A 22130-nucleotide genomic window follows, 5' to 3' on the forward strand; every position below is an offset into this window, starting at 1 on the left:
GCGTTACCGGCGGCGATGCGCCACGCCGCTACCTTTTCGAGCTCCACCAGGCTTTGATGCGTTCGTCCGTGCAGAAGAATGATTCCCCCGCACGTGCTTTGGCTTCGCGGGTTTTTCTTCAAGGAGCAGAGACAGCGCTATGCGGCCACGCTGGGCGTTAACCTCAGTCACCCGCACTTTCACGACGTCGCCAGAGCGCACAATCTTGTGCGGATCATCCACGTAGCCGGTACTCATCTGCGAGATGTGCACCAGTCCATCCTGGTGTACTCCGATATCCACGAAGGCGCCAAAGGCAGCCACATTTGAAACCGTTCCTTCAAGAATCATACCGACGGCGACGTCGTCAATCGTCTCGACGCCGGGGGTGAATTCGGCGGTCTGGAAGTCCGGCCGGGGATCACGCCCGGGTCGTTCGAGTTCGGCAAAAATATCGCGTACCGTGGGCAGCCCAAAACGTTCGCTCACATAATCTTCAGGCTTCAACTGAGCCAGTTTCTCAGCGGAAACCGAGCTGCCTTGCATCCCTCCGGCGTCATGTACGATAGCGCGAGCGAGATCGTAGGCTTCGGGGTGAACGCCCGAGGCGTCGAGGGGCTCGGAGCCATCTGCAATGCGAATAAACCCGGCAGCCTGTTCGAATGCTTTAGGGCCAAGACGGGGAACTTTCAAGAGATCCTGGCGGGTGGAAAAAGCACCATTTTTCTCACGGAACTTCACGATTGCCTCACTGGTGGTGGCGTTGATACCCGCTACATGTGAGAGCAGGGCGGGAGAGGCAGAATTGACCCACACGCCTACCGCATTCACACAATCTTCCACGGTGGCATCCAGAGATTTGGCAAGGATGTTTCCCGGTATATCGTGCTGATACTGACCCACTCCAATAGACTGCGGGTCGATTTTTACCAGCTCAGCCAAGGGGTCTTGTAAACGGCGGGCGATAGATACCGCCCCGCGTAAAGAGACATCCATGTCGGGTAGTTCTTCGGTGGCTAGTGCAGATGCCGAATACACGGATGCACCGGCTTCAGACACCGTTACTTTCTGTACGCCGTCATTCCCCTGTTGCGCCAGCCGTTTGAGGAGATCACCCGCCAAGCGGTCTGTATCGCGCGAAGCGGTGCCGTTTCCAATGGAGAGCAGTTCTACCTTAAACTCACGCACCATCGTTTCTAGCTGGTCCAGCGCCTCATCCCAGCGGTTTTGGGGGGCATGCGGATAGATGACAGCCGTATCTAGTACCGCGCCGGTAGGAGAGACCACCGCAATTTTGACGCCGGTGCGAAGCCCCGGATCCAGACCCAGCACGGTGCGGTTGCCCGCCGGTGCAGCCAGCAATAAATCACGCAGATTGGAGGCGAAAACTGCCGCCGCGTCCTTTTCTGCGCGCTCGGTGAGTTGGGTACGCAGGTCGGCAGCAAGGCGGGGCAAAACTTTTTGCCGCCATGCCGAGCGAACGGTAGCGGCAAGCCAGCCCAAAACGCGTTCGTCATCTGAGACCGTATTCAGAATCTGCACGGGAATGCCCAGGGCAAATGCCACCGCCGATTCGAAGGACGCGCGGGCGGTCTCATATCCTTCGGTGAGGTTTTGATGGCGGGCTAAAGCTTCACCCTTGAGCCCGGTTTTAGGGCCGGGAACCTCTGCCACATCTACGGTGACTTTGACTTCCCCGGACTTTTCAGCCCGCATGAGGGCCATCAACCGGTGCGAAGGAATCTTACGGATTCTCTCGGAAAAATCATAGTAATCGGAAAATTTGCTGGTCTCTTGTGCCAGCACAGTGCGGTGGCTCGGCACCACCTTTGAGGTAATTACTCCGGTGTTCCAGAGTTTTTCTCGCAGCTCGTCCATGAGTTCGTGGTCGTAGACGGCGTATTCATGCAAGATAGCGCGTGCACCGGCGAGGGCAGTTTCAGTATCGGGTACTGCTGTGTCTTCCGGTGCGCCCTTTTCTGCAGGGTGAATGTAAGCGGCAGCGATATCGTGCAAATCTGCCAGCGGAACTTCTAACAAATCGTCCACTAGAGGCTCTAATCCAGCTTCCAACGCTATCTGCGCTTTGGTTCGCCGCGCCACTTTGTAGGGAGCGTAGAGCGATTCCAATTCATTCTTGGTGGACGCCGCCAATACTGATGCCTTTAGCGAGGGTTCGAGCACACCCCGCTCGGTGAGCATCTGTAAGATACTTGCACGGCGGTCTTCAAGGTCTCGCAAGTACCCCAGGCGATCTTGGAGCAAGCGAAGCTGGACGTCACTCAGCCCACCGGTTTTTTCCTTGCGGTAGCGAGCGATGAAGGGCACCGTAGCACCAGAATCGAGCAGCTCAATTGCTGCGCGAACGCTGGAGAGTTCCACTCCCAGTTCGCCGGTGAGCGCGCTCTCAATTTGATGCAAAACGGTGCTGGCTGATGTCATACTTCTAGTTTCTCATTAGAGGGGATTCCCCGCTAATCGAAGGGGAAGGCTTATTCAAGTAATAGAACTACTTATGATTGAAGCCCTCAACTGAGCGGACTACATTTGAAAAGATACATTATTTTCAATCGGAGTTATTTCGTGATTGCATGTAGTGTTCTTTAACTGACTTTAGAAAGTAGCTACCTACCGTGAATGAATCGGATTCATACGAGAAGTTTGTTGAAAACTACTCAGATCTCCTGGACCAGCTGGTTCGGGCGGGGTGGACTCCCGGCGAAGCATACAGTCGTTTTACTACCCTCTTTCCCGAGGTAAACCCTGACTTTGTGCATAAAGCTATTAATTCCGGTCGCTGGACTTTCATAGGTCGCAAGGAGAATCTACTCAATAATGTGATGATGGCAGCGGCTCTCTGGTATGCCGTAGCAGTCACCCACGATCTTGATCCTGAACCTGAGTACACCGCGGTTCACCTTGACCCTGTAATTGTTCAGGATTTATCCCGTCTCTTTACTACTGCAGGGGTAGATGCTCAAAAGATCGCTTCTATCATGAGCCGCTGTGGCGCCACGTTGAAGCACCTGGCAGAAAACCCCTATATTCGCTTAGACGAGGTTACCTACGACGATTTCCTCGAAGACTTACCCGCCGAGGTTCAGGGAATCTCAGATGATGTCTTTCTCTGGCCCCCGCAACGCTCGATCATCGAAGATCGTCTGGGTGAGGGAAATTTTTCTCAGGCACTTTTGCGGGTTGGAATTTGCCCTTCTGACTTGGAAGAACTCGGCATGAGCGTTTCTGCTTCAGCAGTCAGCGATCGTGCTTTTCGCAACGCCTTAGGGGAGTTCCTTAGTTACTGCATTCGCTATGACCGTAACCCCACTGTTCTGCTGTACGGTAGCTGGGCTGTGGCTCGCAATCAGATAGGCAGAGCACCCCTGGTCGGTGCAGTGCGCGCCAAATACGGTTCCTGGCATCGGGCGCTGAAACTTGGACGTCGCATGGTCAACGATGCTCTGCAGATGAGCCATGCTAAGGCTGTGCCCGCGCGTCCGGTGGAGTCCTATACCTCTTCAGAGTCCGCTCCGCTCCGCATTGAAGATTTGAAGGCGCAGGGTATCGGGGTGGTGCAACAAGCACCGCATAACCCCCATGAGGTAGAACGTCAGGCATGGAAGTCTCTCACCAACGTTCTCTTCGCCAGATTAAGAGAACTTCCCTGGAACCAGACTCTACGAGTTTATTACCTCACCCCGGGGTCAATTGCCGCAGGTGATTACACCCCCTACGTCAGCATTTTGCGCTCCCCCGGCGGGTACCTGTGCGAGATTACAGATTCTAACGATTTCTCAATGCGCAAAGAGGAATACAACATTGAGTATTTGCGAGAGCAAGGTTGGGGTGAGCCGAGCGAAGGAACTCTCACCTGGTCCCAGAATTTCTTTGACTCCTCTGCTGCTGCCGAGCACATTATTCGCGCCATGCGAGAGGGTCTGCACTGTGAACGCCCCGATTATTTCCAGTCTGATGACCCCACTAATTCCTCTCGTACTCATGTAGTGGATCCTACGACCGGGTCTGTTCCGATGGTTCCTGCCCAGTTCATCGAGGATTCGACTACTCGAATCAGCGTACAATCTGAGCTGAACGACTAAGTGGCACGCAGAAGACTTAGATCAAAGAAGCTCCCCCTCAAAGTTCGTTTTTACCTCAGCCTGATTTTCCTAGCAATCCTTGTGGTTGCGGGCATTTTTTGGTGGGGTAAGAACGGCTGGGACTGGGACGCCGCCGTCGATGCCTTGCGCCCCGCTGGTACGCCCGTCAGCACAGGTTTTGCTCATAGCGGGATATCAACCTACTCCACAGCGTCAGATGTCTTAGGCACCTTAGAAGTTCGCCAGCCCGGTGAGGTAACGGGATATTCGCGGGAGATGTTTGGCAAAGCATGGTCAGATGTGGATGGTAACGGCTGCGATCAGCGCAACGATGTGCTTACCCGCGATCTGCAGAATCTCAAGCGCAACGAGAACTGCAAGGTCGTTTCAGGCACTTTAGTTGATCCTTACACCGGCTCCTCGGTAGATTTCACGCGCGGTGAGCAGACCAGCCAGTTGGTTCCCATCGACCACGTAGTAGCACTATCAAATGCCTGGCAAACAGGCGCCACTTTGCTGAGTGAGTCTCAGCGAGCGCAGTTGGGCAATGATCCGCTGAACCTTCAAGCAACCACCAGCGCAGCAAATAGGGAGAAGTCCGATGCCGACGCCGCACATTGGCTTCCTCAACGTGGCTACCAGTGTGAGTACGTGGGGCGTCAGGTGTCCGTCAAAGCAGCTTACGGTCTCTGGGTCACGCCTACCGAGAAGCAGGCAATGGAGCGGGTTCTCAAAACCTGTCCTGAGCAACCCGCTTACCGTTCAAACGTCAAAAAATAAGCTCATCGAACATGGACGCCGTCTTGCGCTTTAGAAGCGCAAGACGACGTCCTGATTCATATATCTCACCTTGGCGGATAAGAGCCTAACAACTTATAGTGTTTTGTCTTTTTCGCGAGGAGGAACAATATCTAGTGCCTGGGTGCGTTCAAGCTTGGCCTTCTCTTGCAAACGTGCGGAGTTGGGGTTGCGGCGAACGGTTGCCCAGCCAATAGCCAAAATGATGAACCATCCGGGCATTGTAAACAGTGCAATCCGGGTATCTTGGAACAGAGCCAACACAATAATCATGGCGATGAAGAATGCCAGGGTTACATAAGCTGCTCCCACACCACCGGGCATCTTGTAGCTGGAAGCTGCGTGACGCTCAGGGAACTGTTTGCGGTAGGAAATGTAGGAAATGAGAATCATTGCCCAGTTGAAGATTGCCAGAATAGCGGCCACGGTGGTCACCAAGGTAAATGCACCAATCACTGAGTCACCCGAGTAAAGCAGAATGATGGATGAGAGAAGCAATACGGAGGTGAGGAATAGTGCGTTACGAGGTACACCGTTCTTACTAAGGAGAGCAAAAACCTTGGGGGCGGAGCCTTCTTCTGCAAGACCGTAGACCATACGAGAGGTGGAGAAGATACCGGAGTTAGCCGAGGACGCTGCAGAGGTGAGAACCACGAAGTTCACTACCGATGCCGCGGCACCAAAGCCAGCCAAGCTGAACATGGAGACGAAGGGGCTATTCTCAGGAACAATCTTGGTCCAGGGAGTCACCATGAGAATTACTGCCAGAGTCAGGACGTAGAAGAGAATAATACGAACAGGTACAGCGTTAATTGCCTTAGGCAAAGTGGTGTAAGGATCCTTGGTTTCCGCAGAAGTTGTACCTACAAGTTCAGAACCTAGGAATGCGAACAGCGCAATCTGGAAAGCACCGAGAAAGCCCATAGCGCCCTTAGGGAACCATCCGCCGTGTTCCCAGAGGTTGGATACGCGTGCGGTGTCGCCGTTTTCGGGAGTGAAAGCGGTGGCAACCATGATGCCACCGACAATAATGAGTGCAAGAATTGCAACAATCTTAATAATGGCGAACCAGAACTCGATTTCACCGAAGTTCTTTACCGAAGGTAGGTTCAGCGCGAGAAGCAAACCGATAATAACTAGCGCTGGTAGGAAGAGGGGAACATCTTCCCACCAGAATTTCACGTAGCCAGTAATTGCAATAACGTCCGCTACTGCAGTAACAACCCACATAAACCAGTAGGACCATCCGACAAAGAACCCGGCACCGGGACCAAGAATGTCGGATGCGAAGTCTGAGAAAGACTTATAAGACAAATTAGATAGGAGAAGCTCACCCATAGCGCGCAGAACCATAAAGATCGCCGCGCCGATAATGATGTAAACGAAAAGAATGGATGAACCGGTTAGGCTAATAGTTTTGCCTGAGCCCATGAACAGACCGGTACCGATCGCGCCACCGATTGCGATGAGCTGAATATGGCGGTTGCTGAGACCTCTTTGTAGCGAGCCGTCTGATTCGATTTCAGCGGCGTCGTTCTGTGCGTGACTGGGCACGTTACCTCCAGAATGTATGTAAACCGTCTAGTTACGCATGGGGAAAACGGGAATTTCTTCCGGTTGCAGATTGCGTAACACAGTGGTCCTAGTTACATCACAGATTAGACGAATTTCCCAGACGCTGCCAACCTCAAAGCCTCAAAAAGGTGTATTTCTCATGATGTGGCACAACTTAAAGATTCCTCATTTTGCGCCCCAATCAACACCATAAGATGGCATACACTGTAAGTACGCTTATAAAATTTTGAGATTAGGAGTAATAATGTCTTTTCTTTCAAACGTTGCACTTCGCTCTACTACCGGTGCCTTCATTTTGAATTCAGGCCTGGGCAAGCTCAATGCTGACGAAGAAACCTATAAGTGGTTGCAGGATATGGGTTCTAAAGCTGTACCTAGCTTGTCCACCCTCTCCCCCACTACTTTCGGCAAGGGTCTCGCTTACTCCGAAATTGCGCTGGGTAGCGCGCTACTTTGCCCCGTAGTTACCGCCAAAATTGCAGGTCTTGGTCTTACCGCATTTTCCGCGGGATTGCTCACCATGTACCTCAACGATGACAGCCTCACCCTCGACGACGGCGTCCGCCCCTCCCAAGAAGGCGTGAGCTACGCCAAGGATATTGCTTTCCTCGGCTCCGGTCTTGCATTGGTTCTCTCGCGCAAAAAGAAGTAAAACACACCTCGCCCCACGGTCCGCACCAGAGTGTTTTACCTTACCCTTGCAATATTTTTCACGAATGTAGGTGCTCTCGAATTATTTTCCGTGTAAAGTCTTTTCTTGAAAACAAACCTTATTCTGAAAGGAAAATGACATGTCATTTCTCTCCAATCTTGCATTGCGCTCCACCACTGGCGCCCTCATCCTGAACTCCGGCATCGGCAAGCTCGGCATGGACGAAGGCACCTACGGCTACCTCCAGCAGATGGCTAAGGTAGGCGTTCCCCAGGTTGAGAAGCTTTCCGCTAACACCTTCGGCAAGTCACTTGCTTACGGCGAAACCGCTTTGGGTGCAGCACTCCTTCTTCCCGTTATTCCCGCAAAGCTCGCTGGCTTGGGTCTGACCGTATTCTCCGCTGGCATGCTCACCATGTACTTCGGTGACGAAAACATGACCATGGAAGACGGCATCCGCCCCTCCCAGGAAGGCACTGCGCTGGCTAAGGACTTCGTTCTTCTCGGCGCTGGCTTGGCTCTGCTTCTTTCCAAGAAGAAGAAGTAATAACTTTTTGTTGACTGAATGCTCTGTTGCTCTTTGAGCGGCAGAGCATTTTTTGTGCTTTAAACTAGAGAGGTTGTTCCCGGGTGGTGCTTTGAGTTTCCGCAGGTACCCGGCATATTAAAGGAGAATCCCTTATGGAAACCAATAAGCAAAAGGCAGATTTTGCGGCTCAAGAAGAGTTGCGCGAGCAGGGTATTGAGCCTACCGAGCAAGAAACTCCCGAAAAGTTTCACCGGCAGCCACTCTCGTTTGTCCGTCGTGGCGATCGACTGACTGGACGCCGCTTGAAGGCGTGGGAGGATTTCTCCCCTACCCATGTGTTGGATTTGCCGCGCCTTTTGACCGACACATCGGTGGCACCCGAGGCTGAGTTCGATGCCGAAAAAATTTATGGTCGCACCGCTCCCCTGACCGTGGAGATTGGCTCCGGCTTAGGTGAGGCGATTGTTCATCGCGCGGCGCAGCAGCCTGAGCGTAACTTTTTGGCGGTTGAGGTTTACACTCCCGGCATTGCAGATTTGTTGCGCAAAATGGCGGCAGAGGGTGTGGAGAACGTACGGGTGGCACAGGCAAATGCACCAGAGCTTTTGGACAACATGTTTGATGAAGACTCTATTGATGAGCTGTGGGTTTTCTTCCCGGACCCCTGGCATAAGACTCGCCACCATAAACGCCGCCTGATTTCACCGGAATTCGCCGATAAGGTAGCTCGCGTCTTGAAGCCCGGTGCTACCTGGCGTTTAGCAACCGACTGGGAAGAATACGCGATTGTAATGCGAGACGTTTTGGATGCTCACCCCGATTTCGAAAACCTGCACTCTGGTGAGGGCGCTACCGAGCAGGATCCTGCTGGCGGCTGGGCTCCCCGATGGGACGGTCGCGTGCTGACATCGTTTGAGCGCAAAGCCGGCGAAGCTGGACGGCGGACCCACGACCTGACGTATCGACGTCGCTAATTTAACGAGCAAGGGTCACTAAATCCGTAGAAGGGCACTTATTTCAGTGCCCTTCTACGGATTTAGTGACCCAGAGGAATTCACGCTTTAAGGCAGACGGCGTCGTCGAGCTACAGCAGGACTACTTCGACAAGTCGAACCACTCGCCGCCGGCATTACCGTAGCCATTGTTTACATATTCAGGATGAGAGTTCACGACCGCGCTATTGCCGGCATAAATAGAGTTACCGCGACTAATCTGCGGCTGGTTACCAGAAATAGGATGCACGCGAAAGACTTTAGGATAAGCCCAGGCAATACCTAGAATCACCTGAACGGCAACAAACAATAAAACTGCATCAGAAAATAACATGGGGGAACAATCTGCTGGAAAAAATGGGGGATATCGATTGGGGGAATCAACACCTATTTAGTTTACACGTAAAGTAAATATTTTCAATTATTTCCAGTAGATTTCCATCACAGCGAGAATTTATTTGCCTCCGCGATTAGGGCGATATAGAACTACTGCCTGCGAACGAGGCTTACCCGCCGGGCGCTTACCGCGCGCCAAATGCACTACCTCACCGCGCGACCCCGCAGCGAAGACCCGCGAGGATTCCGCCAACTTAGCATGTGCGACGTCCAGCTCCTGCGCCATCTCCTGCATACGAGCATGCATCTCATCCAACTGATTCTGCAAGCCCATAATGCGCTTAATACCCTCTAAAGAAACGCCTGCCTGCGAAAGATCCTGTATTTCCTGCAGCTTCTCGACGTCCCGTTGCGAGTAACGACGGGCGCGCCCCGGAGCACGCGACGGCTCAACCAGACCCATGCGATCATACTGGCGTAAAGTCTGGGGGTGCATACCCGCAAGCTCAGCAGCAATCGAAATAACGTAAACCGGTCGGTCTGATCCTAAAGCCATCTGTTACTGCGCCGCCTTCCTCATCAAATCGCTGCGAACATCCCCTTGAGGAGCCAGCTTCAAGAACTCAGCAAATGCAGTTTTCGCCTCATCCGTGAGATTCTGAGGTAGCTCAACTTCAGGGATAACAATCAAGTTGCCGGTGCCCTTTGCTGTCTTAAACCCGCGGGCTTTGGCGCGCATCTTTTGGCCTGCTGGAGCACCTGCCTGCAAACGTAATTTCACGCTCTTACCGTCGGGAGTAGGTACTTCGAGTACGGCACCCTCCACGGCTTCCTGCAAGGAAACAGGAACATGAACCACTACGTCGTTGCCATCGCGCTCAAAAACAGGGTGCGAATCAACAAATACGTGAAGTATCAAATCTCCAGCACCGCCGGGACCTTGTTGCCCTTTGCCGCGCAGTTTCAGCTTCTGACCATCTTTGACCCCCGAGGGAATACGAATCTTAGTCGTTGCTCCCGACGGCAAGGTCACTGATCGTTCGGTACCGTTGAAGGAATCCTTGAATGAGATACGAGCATTTGCCTCAACGTCGGCACCCTTGCGAGGAGCCTGCTGGAAGCCGCCGCCAAAGTTGGAGCCACCACCAAAGCCGCCGAACCCTCCGGCGCCACCACCGAACATTCCACCGAGCAAATCCTCAATGTTAATGTTTTGACCACCGCCGGACTGGCTAAAGTGAACGTTTTGCCCGCCGGGGAACCCTCCCCCGAAGCCACCGGGGAATCCGCCACCCTGGGCGCCAGCAAAACCAGCGGCACCGTACTTGCGGATCTGGTCGTATTCCTCGCGATCCTTCTTATCAGACAGGACGTCGTAAGCCTCAGCTACTTCTTTGAACTTCCGCTCTGCCTCTGCATCTCCAGGGTGTTGGTCGGGGTGATACTTGCGCGCTAGCTTGCGGTAAGCCTTTTTGATGTCTGCATCGGAGGCGTCTTCAGCTACCCCCAGCACCTTATAAAAATCTTGATTAAGCCAGTTTTCACTTGCCATCGAACGCCTCCTTATCTCAGCGTAGGTAAATCTCTTTTAAGTCTTCTCAAAAAATATTATTGCTTTTCATAGAATGGGCGGGCTCGAGAACTTCGAGCCCGCCCCAATCTAGCTTGATGGGCTATCTCAGCCCGATTTTATTCAGCAGTAGCAACAGCTACCTGAGCCGAACGCACCACGCGGTCTTTGACCTTGTAGCCGTTCCGCAGAACCATCGACACATGATCGGGTTCAACCTCAGAAGTAGGCTGCTGAAGAACCGCCTCGTGAACCTTCGGATCGAAAGCCTCGCCGACTTCACCGAAACGCTCCATGCCGTGCTTGCCCAAAGTTTCTTCAAGCTTGCGGGCAATGGCGGCAAAGGGACCGTCTTCCAAATCGCCGTGCTGACGAGCGGCATCAATATCATCGATGACTGGAAGGAGCGCGCTCACAAAATCTGCCATCACAAATTCGCGAAGCTGCTCTTTTTCCTTAGCACTGCGATTCTTGAAGTTAGTGAACTCCGCCTGCAAACGTCGAAGATCCTCAAGTCGCTCAGCTGCCAGCTTTTCGTTTTCGTCGACCGAATCCTCCACCGAGGCTTCTTCGGGTGCCGTAGCAGATTCTTCCTCTACTACGGCGTCCTCAGATACACCTTCGGCTTCTGGGTGGCCTTCAGCGGAGGGCGCCTCGAAAGCGTCTTCCAAAGGGTCATTGCCCTGCTGCTCGTTGGTGTTTTCAGCCATGATTAGTTCTTCTTCTCGTCTTCGTCGTCGATTACTTCTGCATCCACTACGTCGTCGTCATCAGCCTGTGCAGAGGAGTCGCCGTTAGCGGCCTCTGCCTGAGCGGAAGCGTAGATAGCCTCGCCCAGTTTAGTCTGGGACTGCTGTAGCTTCTCAAAAGCGGACTTTACTGCGTCGTCGTCGTCACCTTCAAGAGCTGCCTTGACTGCGTCGACGTCGCCCTGAACCTCGGTCTTGACATCCTCGGGAAGCTTGTCGCCATTTTCCTTGATGAGCTTCTCGATGGAGTAAGCGGAAGTCTCAGCCTGGTTGCGGGTCTCAGCAGCTTCACGGCGCACCTTGTCCTGCTCAGCGTGAGCTTCGGCATCCTTGACCATGCGATCGATGTCATCTTTGGACAGCGAGGTGCCGCCGGTGATAGTCATCGACTGCTCGGTGCCGGTGCCCTTGTCCTTAGCGGATACGTGGACGATACCGTTAGCATCGATATCAAAGGTAACCTCAACCTGAGGAACACCGCGAGGAGCAGGCGCAATACCGGTCAGCTCGAAGGTACCGAGGTTCTTGTTATCGCGAGTGAATTCACGCTCACCCTGGAATACCTGAATCGATACTGAAGGCTGGTTATCCTCAGCGGTAGTGAAGGTTTCACTGCGCTTGGTGGGGATAGCGGTGTTGCGGTCAATCAGCTTGGTCATGACGCCGCCCTTAGTCTCAATACCGAGAGAAAGCGGGGTAACGTCAATCAGCAGAACATCCTTGCGGTCGCCCTTCAGAACGCCAGCCTGAACAGCTGCACCCATTGCAACAACTTCATCGGGGTTGACGCCCTTGTTGGGTTCGCGGCCACCGGTGAGCTCCTTGACAACCTCAGCCACAGCAGGCATACGGGTTGAACCACCAACGAGAATGACGTGTGCAATCTCGGAGATGGATACTCCGGCTTCCTTGATGACGTCGTTGAAAGGCTTCTTGGTGCGTTCCAACAAGTCTGCAGTCATGTCCTGGAACTTAGCACGGGTCAGCTTCTCGTCCAAGTGAATGGGACCCTCAGGAGTTACCGAGAGGTACTGCAGTGAAATGTTAGTGGAGGTAGCTGAAGAAAGTTCCTTCTTAGCCTGCTCTGCTGCTTCACGCAGACGCTGAAGAGCAATCTTGTCCTTGGAAAGATCTGCGCCGGTCTTGGACTTGACCTGCTCAAGCAGCCAGTCAACGATGCGCTGATCCCAGTCGTCACCACCGAGGCGGTTGTCGCCTGAAGTTGCGCGAACCTGAATGGTGGAGAAGCCGTCTTCGTCCTTACCAACTTCAAGGAGCGAGACGTCGAAAGTACCGCCACCGAGGTCGAATACGAGGATGAGTTCGTCTTCCTTGCCCTTATCCAGGCCGTATGCAAGAGCTGCGGCGGTGGGCTCGTTGACGATACGCAGAACGTTCAGACCCGCGATTTCGCCAGCTTCTTTGGTTGCCTGACGCTCAGCGTCGTTGAAGTATGCAGGAACGGTGATAACCGCATCGGTCACCTTGTCATTCAGGTATGACTCGGCGTCGCCCTTCAGCTTCATCAAAATACGAGCTGAGATTTCCTGGGGGGTGTACTTCTTGCCGTCAATGTCGGTGGTCCAATCAGTGCCCATATGGCGCTTGACGGATGCGATGGTGCGGTCAACGTTAGTGACTGCCTGACGCTTTGCGACGTCACCTACCAAAACTTCGCCGTCTTTGCTGAATGCAACGACGGAGGGGGTGGTGCGAGCGCCTTCTGAGTTTGCAATAACCTCAGGTTCGCCACCTTCAAGTACTGAAACGACTGAGTTGGTGGTACCGAGGTCAATACCTACTGCACGTGCCATGTGTTTTCTCCTTAGTGAGTTCGTATATTTAAATCTTTTGCAAAACCGGCGAGTCTCTAAAGTTGAGTGCTCGTTTCGCTTTTGCCTTGATATAAGTCTCTCATGTTTGGGGAAAATGTCAATAGAGTTGAGTCAGATAAGCTCAACTTTTATTCGTTAAACCATAGCAAGGTAGTATTTTGCGGTCTCAAAACCCTGATTTTGAGCGGTTTTTAGGCAGAAATTAAGAGAATTTCACCCTCAGAGAACATAATCAAAATTGAGTTAATATCGCTCAACTTATTGAAAAGCCACCAAAAGATTGGCCCGCTTTCGCTGCTCTGTGCAGATGCAAAAAGTCCCGTGATCTTTGTGTGGAGATCACGGGACTTTAAGTCGTTCTTCGAACCATCGAAGCAATCTGAAGAGCCTATACCGGGTGCTGCCCCGACTTCTGCTCCAGGTAAAACCACTGAACAGATTCGGCTCACAGTAAAATGTGTGTACCGCAAAGACTATACACAGGTTTATCAAGAAATCCTAAGGTATTTTGGTGCAATAGCCACTTGAGTAGGTATTTATTCAAGCCCCTTACGCATTGATTGAAAGAGAGTCTAACGATGTACAAAATTATGACGGTCTGCACCGGCAATATTTGCCGCTCTCCCACCGGGGAATTTCTTCTCAAAGATGCCGCTAAGAAGGCAGGGCTCGACGTCGAAGTCACCTCTTCTGGCATCTCCGATGAAGAACACGGCAACCCAATTGACCGCCGTGCAGCGAAAGTTCTCACCGAACTCAACATCAATACCTCCGCTCATCGTGCCCAGCAGTTCACCGCATCCCAGCTCGATGCCCAAGACCTGATTTTGGCGATGGACCTAAACCACTATCGTGCACTCATGCGCATGGCGAGCACCGATGAGCAACGCAAAAAAATCCATCTTATGCGCGAGTTCGACCCTGAAGTTGCAGACCAAGAACACGATTCTTTGGGAATCTACGACCCCTGGTACGGCAGTCAGGAAGACTTCTATACAACTTTTGACATGATTAAAAACGCCGTTCCCGGTGTAATTGAGCATGTCAAAAAGGAGATTGAAGACTAAAGGAACAAGGCGGCCCCACAAAAGTACATTCTTCCGGCAAAAGTACAAGCTCGAACGTGTATTTTTGCTGAAATTGTGTACTTTTCTCGTTATTTTCAGGAAGCTGTCATGCGCATTTCATCACCCCAAATCATCGCCGAAGATGATGCAGTCAATCTTTTGCGCGATCACATTTGCGAACGCGCACGTCAGACCAACAAATTGCTCGTCGTGGGTATCGATGGACGCTCGGGCGCCGGCAAAACAACCCTCGCTGCAAATCTTGCGCATTTATTAGGTGCTGACTTTCCGGCTGTCACGCTTTTTCACCTAGAAGATATGTATCAGGGGTGGGAGGGGCTTGCACCTGCTATTGCCGACTGGTCTTCATTAGTTAATCAACTGCGCGAATCTGACTGTGGCACCTGGACTGGATGGGACTGGGAAACGTCAACACCCCTGCCCCGCCAAAAGTTATGTATAAAGCAAGAACCAGTCGAGCCCGCCATCTTGATTGGCGAGGGCGTGGGTGCTTTCTGCGCCGACCTCGATATCACATGCTGGGTCGAACGCCCCGACCACGAACGAAAAGCCGCAGCCCTGGTGCGCGATGGGGAAACCTACCGCCCCTTCTGGGATATATGGGCGCAACAGGAGCAAGAGCTCTTTAAAACCCAGGAACACCACTACTCAACCGCTGATTTCATCATCCGCCAACAGAGTTAGAATAGTGACCATGACAACAGTTGTAATGCTCACCGAACGCCACCCTAACGGTGTTCTGGTAGATGCGTCTAAGCCTCTCATCAACATTGAAGACCAGGGATTGACGCGCGGCGACGGCGTCTTCGAAACCATGCTTGCCGCCAATCGCACAGTACGCAAGCTCGATATGCACCTGAGTCGGCTCACCAATTCTGCCCGCATGTTGGATTTACCGGCCCCCAATCAGAATGCGTTAACCCAGGCGATTGAGCTGGGGCTCAAAGAAGCTGCAGAGGGCCCACAAACGGTGCTGGGCTCCGAAGAACACGTTGTCAAAATTATTATTTCCCGCGGTACTGCCGAGGAAGGTGCTCACAGCTGGATTACTGTAGCTCCAGCGCCGCAATCTACCCTCGAGCAGCGCACAAACGGCGTCAAAGCACTTACTCTGCCACGCGGGCATGACCCAGCAGAGGACGGTAGCTACCCCTGGCTTCTCACCGGCGCTAAAACGCTCTCCTACGCGCTCAATATGGCGGTTTTACGCTACGCCAAAAAGCAGGGTGCAGATGACGTCATCTTTGTAACCGATGACCGCCGCATCCTTGAAGGAGCTACCAGCTCGGTCATCGTGGCGCGGGTAAACAACGGGGTTAAGACTCTGCTCACCCCCGAACCTAACCACGGGATTCTGCCCGGCACTACTCAGGGGGCAATTTTCAAGGCAGCGCAGAAAAACGGCTGGGCGCTAGGATTCGGGCCGCTCTATCCCCAGGATTTGTATGAGGCAGACGGCGTATGGTTAGCATCCTCTGTTCGTCTACTTGCACCGGTGACCCACCTCAACGGCAATCCCCTACGGCACAACGAGGAGTTCACCGCCGAGCTCTTGGACTACCTCGCCCAGGGGTAGCTTTTCAGGTTCGGTTACTGCCACATCCACAGCAGGGTACCGGCAGTGGCCGATAGACCTATGCCTGCCGCACAAATAGCGAGCGCCCCCACGAAAAACCACAAGTCAGCTCGGCTATAGGTAGGCACTCGCGCCCATGTTCGTTTGCCGGATCCGAATCCGCGCGCCTCCATTGTGGTCGCTAACCGGGTTCCTCTGCGAATTGCCTGGACCAGTAAAGCAAAGGTCTGTCCCACCAGCGTTTTAAGCCGTTGCCACAGGCTATCATGAGAGCCCAAACCGCGAGCGCGTCGGGCTTGCCCCAGTACGTTCCATTCGCTCATCATGAGACCCACGAGTCGCAAGGAGGCGAGCGCTGCCAGCACAAATCGCGCGGGCAATTTTGCGGTCTGTGCTAGGGAATCGGCGATGTCGGTGGGGTCGGTGGTGGTAATCAGCATGAGGCCGGGAAGCGCTAGAGCTAGCCCGCGCAGGGCAAGAGTTACACCCACCGTTAAAGAATCTGTCGTAATCCAGAGAACGCCCCAGTGAATCAGAGTTTCTCCGGTTTTTTCGACGAGCAATGAGGTAGACCAGCCCGAGAGTAGCGCGGCAAACAGAATAGGCCAGAAGGTGCCCAGCAGTTTGAGGGGGTTCAGCCCTAACAATCTGAGGGCAACCAGTTCAAGCAAGAAAATCGAGCCAACGCTCACCCAGTCTTTAACAAGCAGGAGCCCGATAGTCATCAAAAGGGTTGCCAGAAGTTTGACGCCGGCGTTGAGCTGTCCCAGCCGCCCGGTACGGGCTGGAGCTGGTGCGAATAAGTCCGTGGACGAGAGTAAAGGTGCGCTCACAGTGCCCTCCTTGATGCGGCGTCCGTCGAAACTCGATGTGTTGAGTCAAGAACGAACGTTCGTCCACCTACAGCTCGCACAAAATCAAGATCGTGGGTCACTGAAATGACCGCCACCGATTCATCGAGCAACTCGCGAATTAGAAGAACTAGCTCTTTCCAAGTATTAGCGTCTTGGCCAAACGTAGGTTCATCAAGAACCAGGACGCGTGGAGCACTAGCCAACGCCGTGGCAACCGAGAGCCGACGTTTTTCACCGCCAGATAATGTGAAAGGGTTTGCGCTCTCCACATGTTTAAGCCGCAGCCGCTCTAGCAATTCTTCGACGCGCACGTGTAACTGCGTTTCATCCACAGGTTGTCTACGAGAACGGGCAATATGACGGGGTCCAAACTCTAGTTCTTCCCGTACGGTGGATCGGATGAACTGCTGTTCGGGTTCCTGAAATACCAGCCCAATACGGGAGGCGAGATCCGCCGGTTTCCATGAGGCTATATCGCTTCTCAGGGCTGGATCTTTCATATCTACGCCCTGGCTCAGTTCAGGACTTGCTGTCAGTTCACCCGCCACCGGCAGGAGCAACCCGGCAAGGGTGAGTGCAAAAGTAGATTTACCGGAGCCGTTAGGCCCCAAGATTCCCAGGTGTTCACCAGCTCGCACCTGAACGCTGAGATTCTGGGCAACCGGTTGCAAGCCAAGATGAGGTGAGCGACCAGCTAGCAAATCTGCGCGCCGATTTTTGATGATGCGGCGGGAAGGGTTCTGCCGGGTCACGGCAATTTTCTCCGCCGTAATCAATACATCACCGGCTACCGCTTCCCGTGCTGGAAACTCAGGTGAGTAATCCGGAACCCAGACGCCGGCGGCAATCAGCTCAGCCCGTGCGTCCTGCAATACCTGCAGAGGTGTTCCATCGTGAGTTATACCGTTGCGGTTCACCACAATGACCCGGTCCACATACTCCGCCCAGATTTCTACCCGGTGCTCAATCACAACGAGCGTGGCACCGGTCAGACGCTGAGCCCGCAGCACGGCATCGCGAACCTCTTTTACACCTTCAGGGTCAAGGTTAGCGGTGGGTTCATCCAACAAAATTGCCCCGGCGTGCATCGCCAAAATTCCCGCTAGCCCCAGGCGTTGCTTCTGCCCGCCCGAAAGCGCTGAGGTGGAATGATCCAGCGCCAGGTGCTCTAATCCCACCGCAGCTAACGATTCATCGACTCTGCGCCAGATTTCCTGGTGAGGCACCTGCAGATTCTCCGGCCCGAACGCGACGTCGTCGCCCACTCTCGCTAAAACTACCGACGATTCGGGATCCTGTTGCATCAGACCGCTCACTCCACGGGCATCCTCAGGTGTATACCCGTTGAGGGTGAGGGTGCCCAGCTGAGACTCACCGTCTTCGTCATGCAACAACCCGCCGATCGCGTGTAGCAGGGTAGTCTTTCCCGCGCCTGAAGGACCCAGCAAGAGTACTTTTTCTCCCGGTTCAATACGCAGGTTAATCCCTGAGATGACTGGTTGGGCATGTGTAGGATAGTGCCAGCCAAAATTTTCAGCGACAATCGACGCACCGGAAGAAGTATCAGAGCGAAAAGACGGAACCGGAGAAGTCTGCACGATATCCCCTAGCGGATTTCGCTTCGAGTGCGCTGAACCCTACCCGATGCCAAGGAAGAAAGTACCCCGGTCTTAGCCAGTGCCTTGGTGATAATCCACGAGAGCAAGCCAGCAAAAACCATGCCAGAAATCATCGAACACACCACATAAATCACAGCGTTAGTGCCGGTTACTTCCGACGCGTAGTAAATGAGGATTTCGGAGAATCCCATAGCGAAACCTGAAACCGCTGCAGCCAGCAAAGCACTCGAAAGATTCCATACGCGGTAGAGCAGAACTGCAAAAACAATCTCCGCGCCAATTCCTTGGATTAGCCCTGAGAGAGCAACCATCCACGAATATTCCGTGCCCATCAGCCCAGAAATGATAGCGGCAAGTAGCTCAGTATAAAGAGCCGCGCCGGGCTTACGAATAATAAACCCGCCCAGTACACCGGCGAGTAACCAACCACCACCGGCAAGAGGTGCGAACTGCGGCGCCAGCGCCAGTACCGCCGTCAGCGCCGGGTAAATCGCATTCGACCAGACCCAAAAAATAAGACCGCAGGCAACTGCCAGAACAGACGCCACTACGATGTCGTTCACGCGCCAGCGCAATGAATAATTCCGTGCCATTAAGATTCCTTCCACGATATGAGGAAGGGGAGCCGCATACTGCGGACTTGAGACTCGACATCCCTACGCCGGTACTAACCGGATCAGGTTCGAGGGTCTGCTTTCGCACTCTCAGCACCCTTTGAAGGTGCTCCCCTGTCGTTCAATACGCGCTGTCGCGTATTCAGCTCATCAGCCTTATTCAGTATAGGTGTTTTGGCGCCACCTCAAAACTCTGCCCAGAACCGAAGACTTACGCCTGCGCGACATTTTTCCACGTTGCCAGTAGAATTGCTAAGGATACTCATCAATCGCGACATGAAAGGCAAGCTCATGAATCCAATTCAGCTCGCTGGCACCGTTGCCTCACTCGGTGGTGTGGCACTGTCCAACAAAATTCTTTCGGCAACCTGGAAAAAGGTCACCGGAAACAATCCTCCAGACAAGAACCCCGATGACGACGAGCGCTGGCGCGACATCATCCTCTGGGCAATGATTACCGGTACAGTCGGCACCATCATTAAGGTTGCTGTGAGCCGTCAAGCTTCAAAATATGAAGCAAAGAAGTCTGAAGACTCACTAGGACAGCGCGAAGTCTAAGCAAATTCTTTGCTGACATGCGCAAACACAGTGTGCTTTCTTCCTCTTTGGAAGAAAGCACACTTTTTTATGCTCGGGCTGATGGTCTTACCGCATCTGAAATCGACGTAAACAATTCTTCTCAGCCCGGCGCACGTTCACAAAAATGCCAGAATCTCGCTACTGTTAGACCCATGACACCACGCTTTTCAGCTCAAACTCAGCACGCCGATACCGCCCCCTCTGCGGCTCCCCCGCTGGCAAGTAGTGACGCAGCACCCCGATCGACGATTGCAGCATGGGCGCTGTGGGACGCCGGTGGAGCAGCCTTCAACGCGGTCATGACCACGTTCGTCTTCGGCGTCTATCTCACCTCCAAGAATTTTGGGAATCCCGAGCATGCTTCGTCGGTGATGTCTATGGGTCTTACCCTTGCTGGCCTGCTTATTGCATTGACCGCCCCCATTACTGGCCAACGTTCTGATACCTCGGGCAAACGTACCTTCTGGCTCGGTTTCAACATGTTTGCCGTATCCATCCTCATGGCGCTCTGCTTCTTTGTAGCGCCCTCGGAATCGTATCTGTACTTGGGCGTAGCTCTGATTGCCCTCGGCAACATTATGAACGAATTTGCCACGGTGAATTACAACGCCATCCTGCCCCAGATTTCTACGCCTCACACGGTCGGGCGCATCAGCGGAATCGGCTGGGCATCGGGTTATTTTGGTGGCATTGTGGCATTAGCAATTGTGCTGGTGTTCTTTATCGGTTTGGGTTCAAACACCGGTTTACTCGGTATCCCTTCTAACGATGCTCTCAACATCCGCGCGGTCGCTGTGTTCTGCGCCGTTTGGGCAACAGCTCTTTCTATACCGCTGTTGGTGAGTATGCGCCGTCGGGACCGTTTGAATCCGCCGCTAGCGCAGGCAAGCACCGAGCGTATGAGTTTCAAAGACTCCTACAAAGAACTGTTCTCCACCATTCGCCGGCTTTTCAAACAAGCACCGCAGACCCTCTATTTCCTCTTCGCCTCGGCAATATTCCGGGATGGTCTCACAGGAGTCTTCACCTACGGTGGCATTTTGGCGGCGGGTACCTTCGGCTTTACCACCACTCAGGTCATTATCTTTGCAATCGCCGGTAACGTGGTGGCAGGCATCGGCGCTCTCATTGGCGGCAAGCTCGACGACGTCATCGGACCCAAAATGGTCATTATTATCTCACTGGCTGGGGTACTCTGCGCCGCCACCCCTTTGCTGTTCAGCCAGGAACAAATCATGTTCTGGATTTGTGGGTTGCTCCTCTGCTCATTTGTTGGTCCTGCGCAGTCTGCATCTCGAACCTATCTCTCACGGTTAACTCCACGCGGGCAGGAAGGCGAAATCTTCGGCCTCTACTCCACTACCGGACGCGCGGCATCGTTCCTCGCTCCCGCACTATTCGCGCTGTTTATGAACCTCTTAGGTGCACAAATCTGGGGAATCGTAGGAATTATGGTGGTGATTGCCCTGGGCCTAGGTATGGTTCTGCCGCTGACGGCAGCACCTCAACGTACAGTCTTGAAAAACAGCGAGGCTACTAGCTAGCGGATAATCCTGCTGACCCGAAGTTCTTCGATAACCCGATCAAATTCATGTTGCGGAATGGGACCGTAGATTTCTTGCAGGTTGGTACGCAGCTGATCGGGCGTCAGCGGGTTTTTGAGCTCAATCCAGATATCAGCGGCAAAAGGGGAAATCTCGATGAGGCGATCCTCCACGGTCAAAAGCATGCGCTCATCTACCAGATAACCCGCGCTGCCAGCCATCCGGCTAAGACGCTCATTGTCCGTTGAGATTTCTACTGAATCTGCCTGCTCGCTTTGAATATCGACGTTCTCTACAGGGAGCTGCAACTGACCGCTCATCAAAGATTGCAGCAGAGGAAGAGTCTCAGCAATTTCCGTATAAACCAGTTCGACCGCGCCGCCACAATGCTGAATCAACTCAATCAACCGGTCAATCCCGTTCTCGGTACGTACAAGCCCTGAGGTTTGCTGCACGATTTCTAGCAACGCGTCGGCAAGAGCGACCCGTTGCAGGCGCGGCTCTACTGGCTCGTTCTGGCGGTTCAACAAAATCACGTGGTGCAATTTAAAGGTGAAATCGCTAGGGTCAGCCGTAGAAATACCCAGGCTCTGCGGGTCAATCTGCTGTTTTGCTTCATGTCCCTCGGTAATCACCGACAGAGGTTTGGGGTAGGGACGAAGGTGAAAATCGTGCTGAACAATCGCTGTCTCGTCGGAGAGATAGGTGAAGTGCTGCCCTAAAAATTTAGAAGCGGTTGTTTTGCCGCGCCCTGAGGGACCCACCATAATCATCGCTGATTTATTCTGAGGATCGCCCAGTGCAGCAGCGTGAAAGAGATTGAGCGAACCAGCGAGCTGCTTCAGCATGCACAGCGTAACTTCAACAGTCAGACGCTCGTGCCCCACCTCCTCGTCAGAGACCACCAGCGAGTGAGCCATACCAGGAAAATCGGGTTGAAGATGCCGCTCATTCCGCTCAGTAATGACGATGCAGGTCTGGGGGTACTCACTCACATACTTCTGGACCGTGCCTGAGATGATGCGAGGCTGCAATGCTCCCCACTCTGCGAGCGCATCATTGAAGAACCTTTGAGAAATGGACTCTTCAAAGACTAGATAAATATCCACGCCAGCAGGGCTAACTTGAAATCCTCGCATGG

The 22130-nt window shown here is 53.4% G+C and carries 21 protein-coding genes and 1 riboswitch; of the genes, 10 read left to right on the forward strand and 11 right to left on the reverse strand.

Annotated elements, in window-relative coordinates; translation table 11 throughout:
• Positions 1-3: 3 nt before the first annotated feature.
• Entirely contained in the window at positions 4-2421 is a 2418-nt protein-coding gene (locus ACFR81_RS05540) for a Tex-like N-terminal domain-containing protein (RefSeq protein WP_145175682.1), read from the reverse strand.
• A 191-nt stretch (positions 2422-2612) separates the two neighbouring features.
• Between ACFR81_RS05540 and ACFR81_RS05545 the strand changes: the two genes are divergently transcribed.
• The gene (locus tag ACFR81_RS05545; protein WP_145175685.1) at positions 2613-4079 is read left to right on the forward strand and encodes a TY-Chap domain-containing protein; all 1467 of its coding nucleotides are present in this window, start codon (positions 2613-2615) and stop codon (positions 4077-4079) included.
• A complete protein-coding gene (locus ACFR81_RS05550; protein WP_233125995.1) occupies positions 4080-4859 on the forward strand; it encodes an HNH endonuclease family protein in 780 nt (259 codons plus the stop codon). It abuts the gene before it with no gap.
• Positions 4860-4952: 93 nt separating this feature from the next.
• Here ACFR81_RS05550 and ACFR81_RS05555 read toward each other — a convergent pair whose 3' ends face one another.
• Complete coding sequence (locus tag ACFR81_RS05555) at positions 4953-6431, reverse strand: amino acid permease (RefSeq protein ID WP_343876118.1); 1479 nt, start codon at positions 6429-6431, stop codon at positions 4953-4955.
• Positions 6432-6696: 265 nt separating this feature from the next.
• On the opposite strand from ACFR81_RS05555, the gene ACFR81_RS05560 reads away from it, so the two are divergent.
• The 3 genes from ACFR81_RS05560 (at position 6697) to trmB (ending at position 8607) form a co-directional block, all read left to right on the forward strand.
• Complete coding sequence (locus ACFR81_RS05560; protein ID WP_343876117.1) at positions 6697-7104, forward strand: hypothetical protein; 408 nt, start codon at positions 6697-6699, stop codon at positions 7102-7104.
• Positions 7105-7243: 139 nt separating this feature from the next.
• A complete protein-coding gene (locus ACFR81_RS05565) occupies positions 7244-7651 on the forward strand; it encodes a hypothetical protein (RefSeq protein ID WP_068170486.1) in 408 nt (135 codons plus the stop codon).
• 134 nt (positions 7652-7785) lie between these two features.
• The gene (gene trmB / locus ACFR81_RS05570; protein ID WP_343876116.1) at positions 7786-8607 is read left to right on the forward strand and encodes a tRNA (guanosine(46)-N7)-methyltransferase TrmB; all 822 of its coding nucleotides are present in this window, start codon (positions 7786-7788) and stop codon (positions 8605-8607) included.
• Positions 8608-8728: 121 nt separating this feature from the next.
• Here trmB and ACFR81_RS05575 read toward each other — a convergent pair whose 3' ends face one another.
• The 5 genes from ACFR81_RS05575 to dnaK all read right to left on the reverse strand — a co-directional run bounded on the left by ACFR81_RS05575 (position 8729) and on the right by dnaK (position 13094).
• Positions 8729-8959 (reverse strand): hypothetical protein, encoded by a 231-nt coding sequence (locus ACFR81_RS05575; RefSeq protein WP_343876115.1) that lies wholly within the window; start codon positions 8957-8959, stop codon positions 8729-8731.
• Between the two features lie 120 nt (positions 8960-9079).
• Complete coding sequence (locus ACFR81_RS05580; RefSeq protein ID WP_068170493.1) at positions 9080-9517, reverse strand: heat shock protein transcriptional repressor HspR; 438 nt, start codon at positions 9515-9517, stop codon at positions 9080-9082.
• Positions 9518-9520: 3 nt separating this feature from the next.
• The gene (locus ACFR81_RS05585) at positions 9521-10513 is read right to left on the reverse strand and encodes a DnaJ C-terminal domain-containing protein (protein ID WP_145175697.1); all 993 of its coding nucleotides are present in this window, start codon (positions 10511-10513) and stop codon (positions 9521-9523) included.
• Positions 10514-10650: 137 nt separating this feature from the next.
• Positions 10651-11241: a nucleotide exchange factor GrpE gene (locus ACFR81_RS05590; protein WP_068170500.1), complete on the reverse strand. Its 591-nt coding sequence runs from the start codon at positions 11239-11241 to the stop codon at positions 10651-10653.
• A gap of 2 nt (positions 11242-11243) precedes the next feature.
• Entirely contained in the window at positions 11244-13094 is a 1851-nt protein-coding gene (dnaK, locus tag ACFR81_RS05595; RefSeq protein ID WP_343876114.1) for a molecular chaperone DnaK, read from the reverse strand.
• 599 nt (positions 13095-13693) lie between these two features.
• On the opposite strand from dnaK, the gene ACFR81_RS05600 reads away from it, so the two are divergent.
• From ACFR81_RS05600 to ACFR81_RS05610, 3 genes are all read left to right on the forward strand, one after another.
• A complete protein-coding gene (locus ACFR81_RS05600; protein WP_343876113.1) occupies positions 13694-14182 on the forward strand; it encodes a low molecular weight protein-tyrosine-phosphatase in 489 nt (162 codons plus the stop codon).
• Between the two features lie 108 nt (positions 14183-14290).
• Entirely contained in the window at positions 14291-14887 is a 597-nt protein-coding gene (locus ACFR81_RS05605) for a nucleoside/nucleotide kinase family protein (protein ID WP_343876112.1), read from the forward strand.
• 10 nt (positions 14888-14897) lie between these two features.
• A complete protein-coding gene (locus ACFR81_RS05610; protein WP_343876111.1) occupies positions 14898-15779 on the forward strand; it encodes an aminodeoxychorismate lyase in 882 nt (293 codons plus the stop codon).
• 14 nt (positions 15780-15793) lie between these two features.
• Here ACFR81_RS05610 and ACFR81_RS05615 read toward each other — a convergent pair whose 3' ends face one another.
• The 3 genes from ACFR81_RS05615 to ACFR81_RS05625 are packed head-to-tail and all read right to left on the reverse strand — an operon-like array spanning position 15794 to position 18845.
• Positions 15794-16612 (reverse strand): energy-coupling factor transporter transmembrane component T family protein, encoded by an 819-nt coding sequence (locus ACFR81_RS05615; protein ID WP_343876110.1) that lies wholly within the window; start codon positions 16610-16612, stop codon positions 15794-15796.
• A complete protein-coding gene (locus tag ACFR81_RS05620) occupies positions 16609-18231 on the reverse strand; it encodes an ABC transporter ATP-binding protein (protein ID WP_343876109.1) in 1623 nt (540 codons plus the stop codon). Before ACFR81_RS05620 ends, ACFR81_RS05615 begins: the two co-directional genes overlap by 4 nt.
• A gap of 8 nt (positions 18232-18239) precedes the next feature.
• Positions 18240-18845, reverse strand: coding sequence for an ECF transporter S component (locus ACFR81_RS05625; protein WP_068169925.1), 606 nt, complete (start codon positions 18843-18845; stop codon positions 18240-18242).
• A 43-nt stretch (positions 18846-18888) separates the two neighbouring features.
• Positions 18889-18991: riboswitch (TPP riboswitch) on the reverse strand.
• Positions 18992-19157: 166 nt separating this feature from the next.
• On the opposite strand from ACFR81_RS05625, the gene ACFR81_RS05630 reads away from it, so the two are divergent.
• Together ACFR81_RS05630 and ACFR81_RS05635 are read left to right on the forward strand one after the other, a co-directional pair.
• Positions 19158-19424 (forward strand): DUF4235 domain-containing protein, encoded by a 267-nt coding sequence (locus ACFR81_RS05630; RefSeq protein ID WP_068169978.1) that lies wholly within the window; start codon positions 19158-19160, stop codon positions 19422-19424.
• A gap of 17 nt (positions 19425-19441) precedes the next feature.
• Complete coding sequence (locus tag ACFR81_RS05635) at positions 19442-20989, forward strand: MFS transporter (RefSeq protein WP_343876108.1); 1548 nt, start codon at positions 19442-19444, stop codon at positions 20987-20989.
• On the opposite strand, the gene ACFR81_RS05640 is transcribed toward ACFR81_RS05635, so the two are convergent.
• Positions 20986-22128 (reverse strand): hypothetical protein, encoded by a 1143-nt coding sequence (locus ACFR81_RS05640; protein WP_343876107.1) that lies wholly within the window; start codon positions 22126-22128, stop codon positions 20986-20988. The genes ACFR81_RS05635 and ACFR81_RS05640 overlap by 4 nt on opposite strands.
• Between the last annotated feature and the right edge of the window lie 2 nt (positions 22129-22130).

Source organism: Rothia amarae, assembly GCF_042677725.1.
Classification (GTDB): domain Bacteria; phylum Actinomycetota; class Actinomycetes; order Actinomycetales; family Micrococcaceae; genus Rothia; species Rothia amarae.

What these genes read in the sequence shown, in the direction of transcription:
- ACFR81_RS05540 (WP_145175682.1), bottom strand. Translation starts at nt 2,421, where the DNA reads ATGACATCAGCCAGCACCGTTTTGCATCAAATTGAGAGCGCGCTCACC.
- ACFR81_RS05560 (WP_343876117.1), top strand. Translation starts at nt 6,697, where the DNA reads ATGTCTTTTCTTTCAAACGTTGCACTTCGCTCTACTACCGGTGCCTTC.
- ACFR81_RS05565 (WP_068170486.1), top strand. Translation starts at nt 7,244, where the DNA reads ATGTCATTTCTCTCCAATCTTGCATTGCGCTCCACCACTGGCGCCCTC.
- trmB (WP_343876116.1), top strand. Translation starts at nt 7,786, where the DNA reads ATGGAAACCAATAAGCAAAAGGCAGATTTTGCGGCTCAAGAAGAGTTG.
- ACFR81_RS05575 (WP_343876115.1), bottom strand. Translation starts at nt 8,959, where the DNA reads ATGTTATTTTCTGATGCAGTTTTATTGTTTGTTGCCGTTCAGGTGATT.
- ACFR81_RS05580 (WP_068170493.1), bottom strand. Translation starts at nt 9,517, where the DNA reads ATGGCTTTAGGATCAGACCGACCGGTTTACGTTATTTCGATTGCTGCT.
- ACFR81_RS05585 (WP_145175697.1), bottom strand. Translation starts at nt 10,513, where the DNA reads ATGGCAAGTGAAAACTGGCTTAATCAAGATTTTTATAAGGTGCTGGGG.
- ACFR81_RS05590 (WP_068170500.1), bottom strand. Translation starts at nt 11,241, where the DNA reads ATGGCTGAAAACACCAACGAGCAGCAGGGCAATGACCCTTTGGAAGAC.
- dnaK (WP_343876114.1), bottom strand. Translation starts at nt 13,094, where the DNA reads ATGGCACGTGCAGTAGGTATTGACCTCGGTACCACCAACTCAGTCGTT.
- ACFR81_RS05600 (WP_343876113.1), top strand. Translation starts at nt 13,694, where the DNA reads ATGTACAAAATTATGACGGTCTGCACCGGCAATATTTGCCGCTCTCCC.
- ACFR81_RS05605 (WP_343876112.1), top strand. Translation starts at nt 14,291, where the DNA reads ATGCGCATTTCATCACCCCAAATCATCGCCGAAGATGATGCAGTCAAT.
- ACFR81_RS05610 (WP_343876111.1), top strand. Translation starts at nt 14,898, where the DNA reads ATGACAACAGTTGTAATGCTCACCGAACGCCACCCTAACGGTGTTCTG.
- ACFR81_RS05625 (WP_068169925.1), bottom strand. Translation starts at nt 18,845, where the DNA reads ATGGCACGGAATTATTCATTGCGCTGGCGCGTGAACGACATCGTAGTG.
- ACFR81_RS05630 (WP_068169978.1), top strand. Translation starts at nt 19,158, where the DNA reads ATGAATCCAATTCAGCTCGCTGGCACCGTTGCCTCACTCGGTGGTGTG.
- ACFR81_RS05635 (WP_343876108.1), top strand. Translation starts at nt 19,442, where the DNA reads ATGCGCAAACACAGTGTGCTTTCTTCCTCTTTGGAAGAAAGCACACTT.
- ACFR81_RS05640 (WP_343876107.1), bottom strand. Translation starts at nt 22,128, where the DNA reads ATGCGAGGATTTCAAGTTAGCCCTGCTGGCGTGGATATTTATCTAGTC.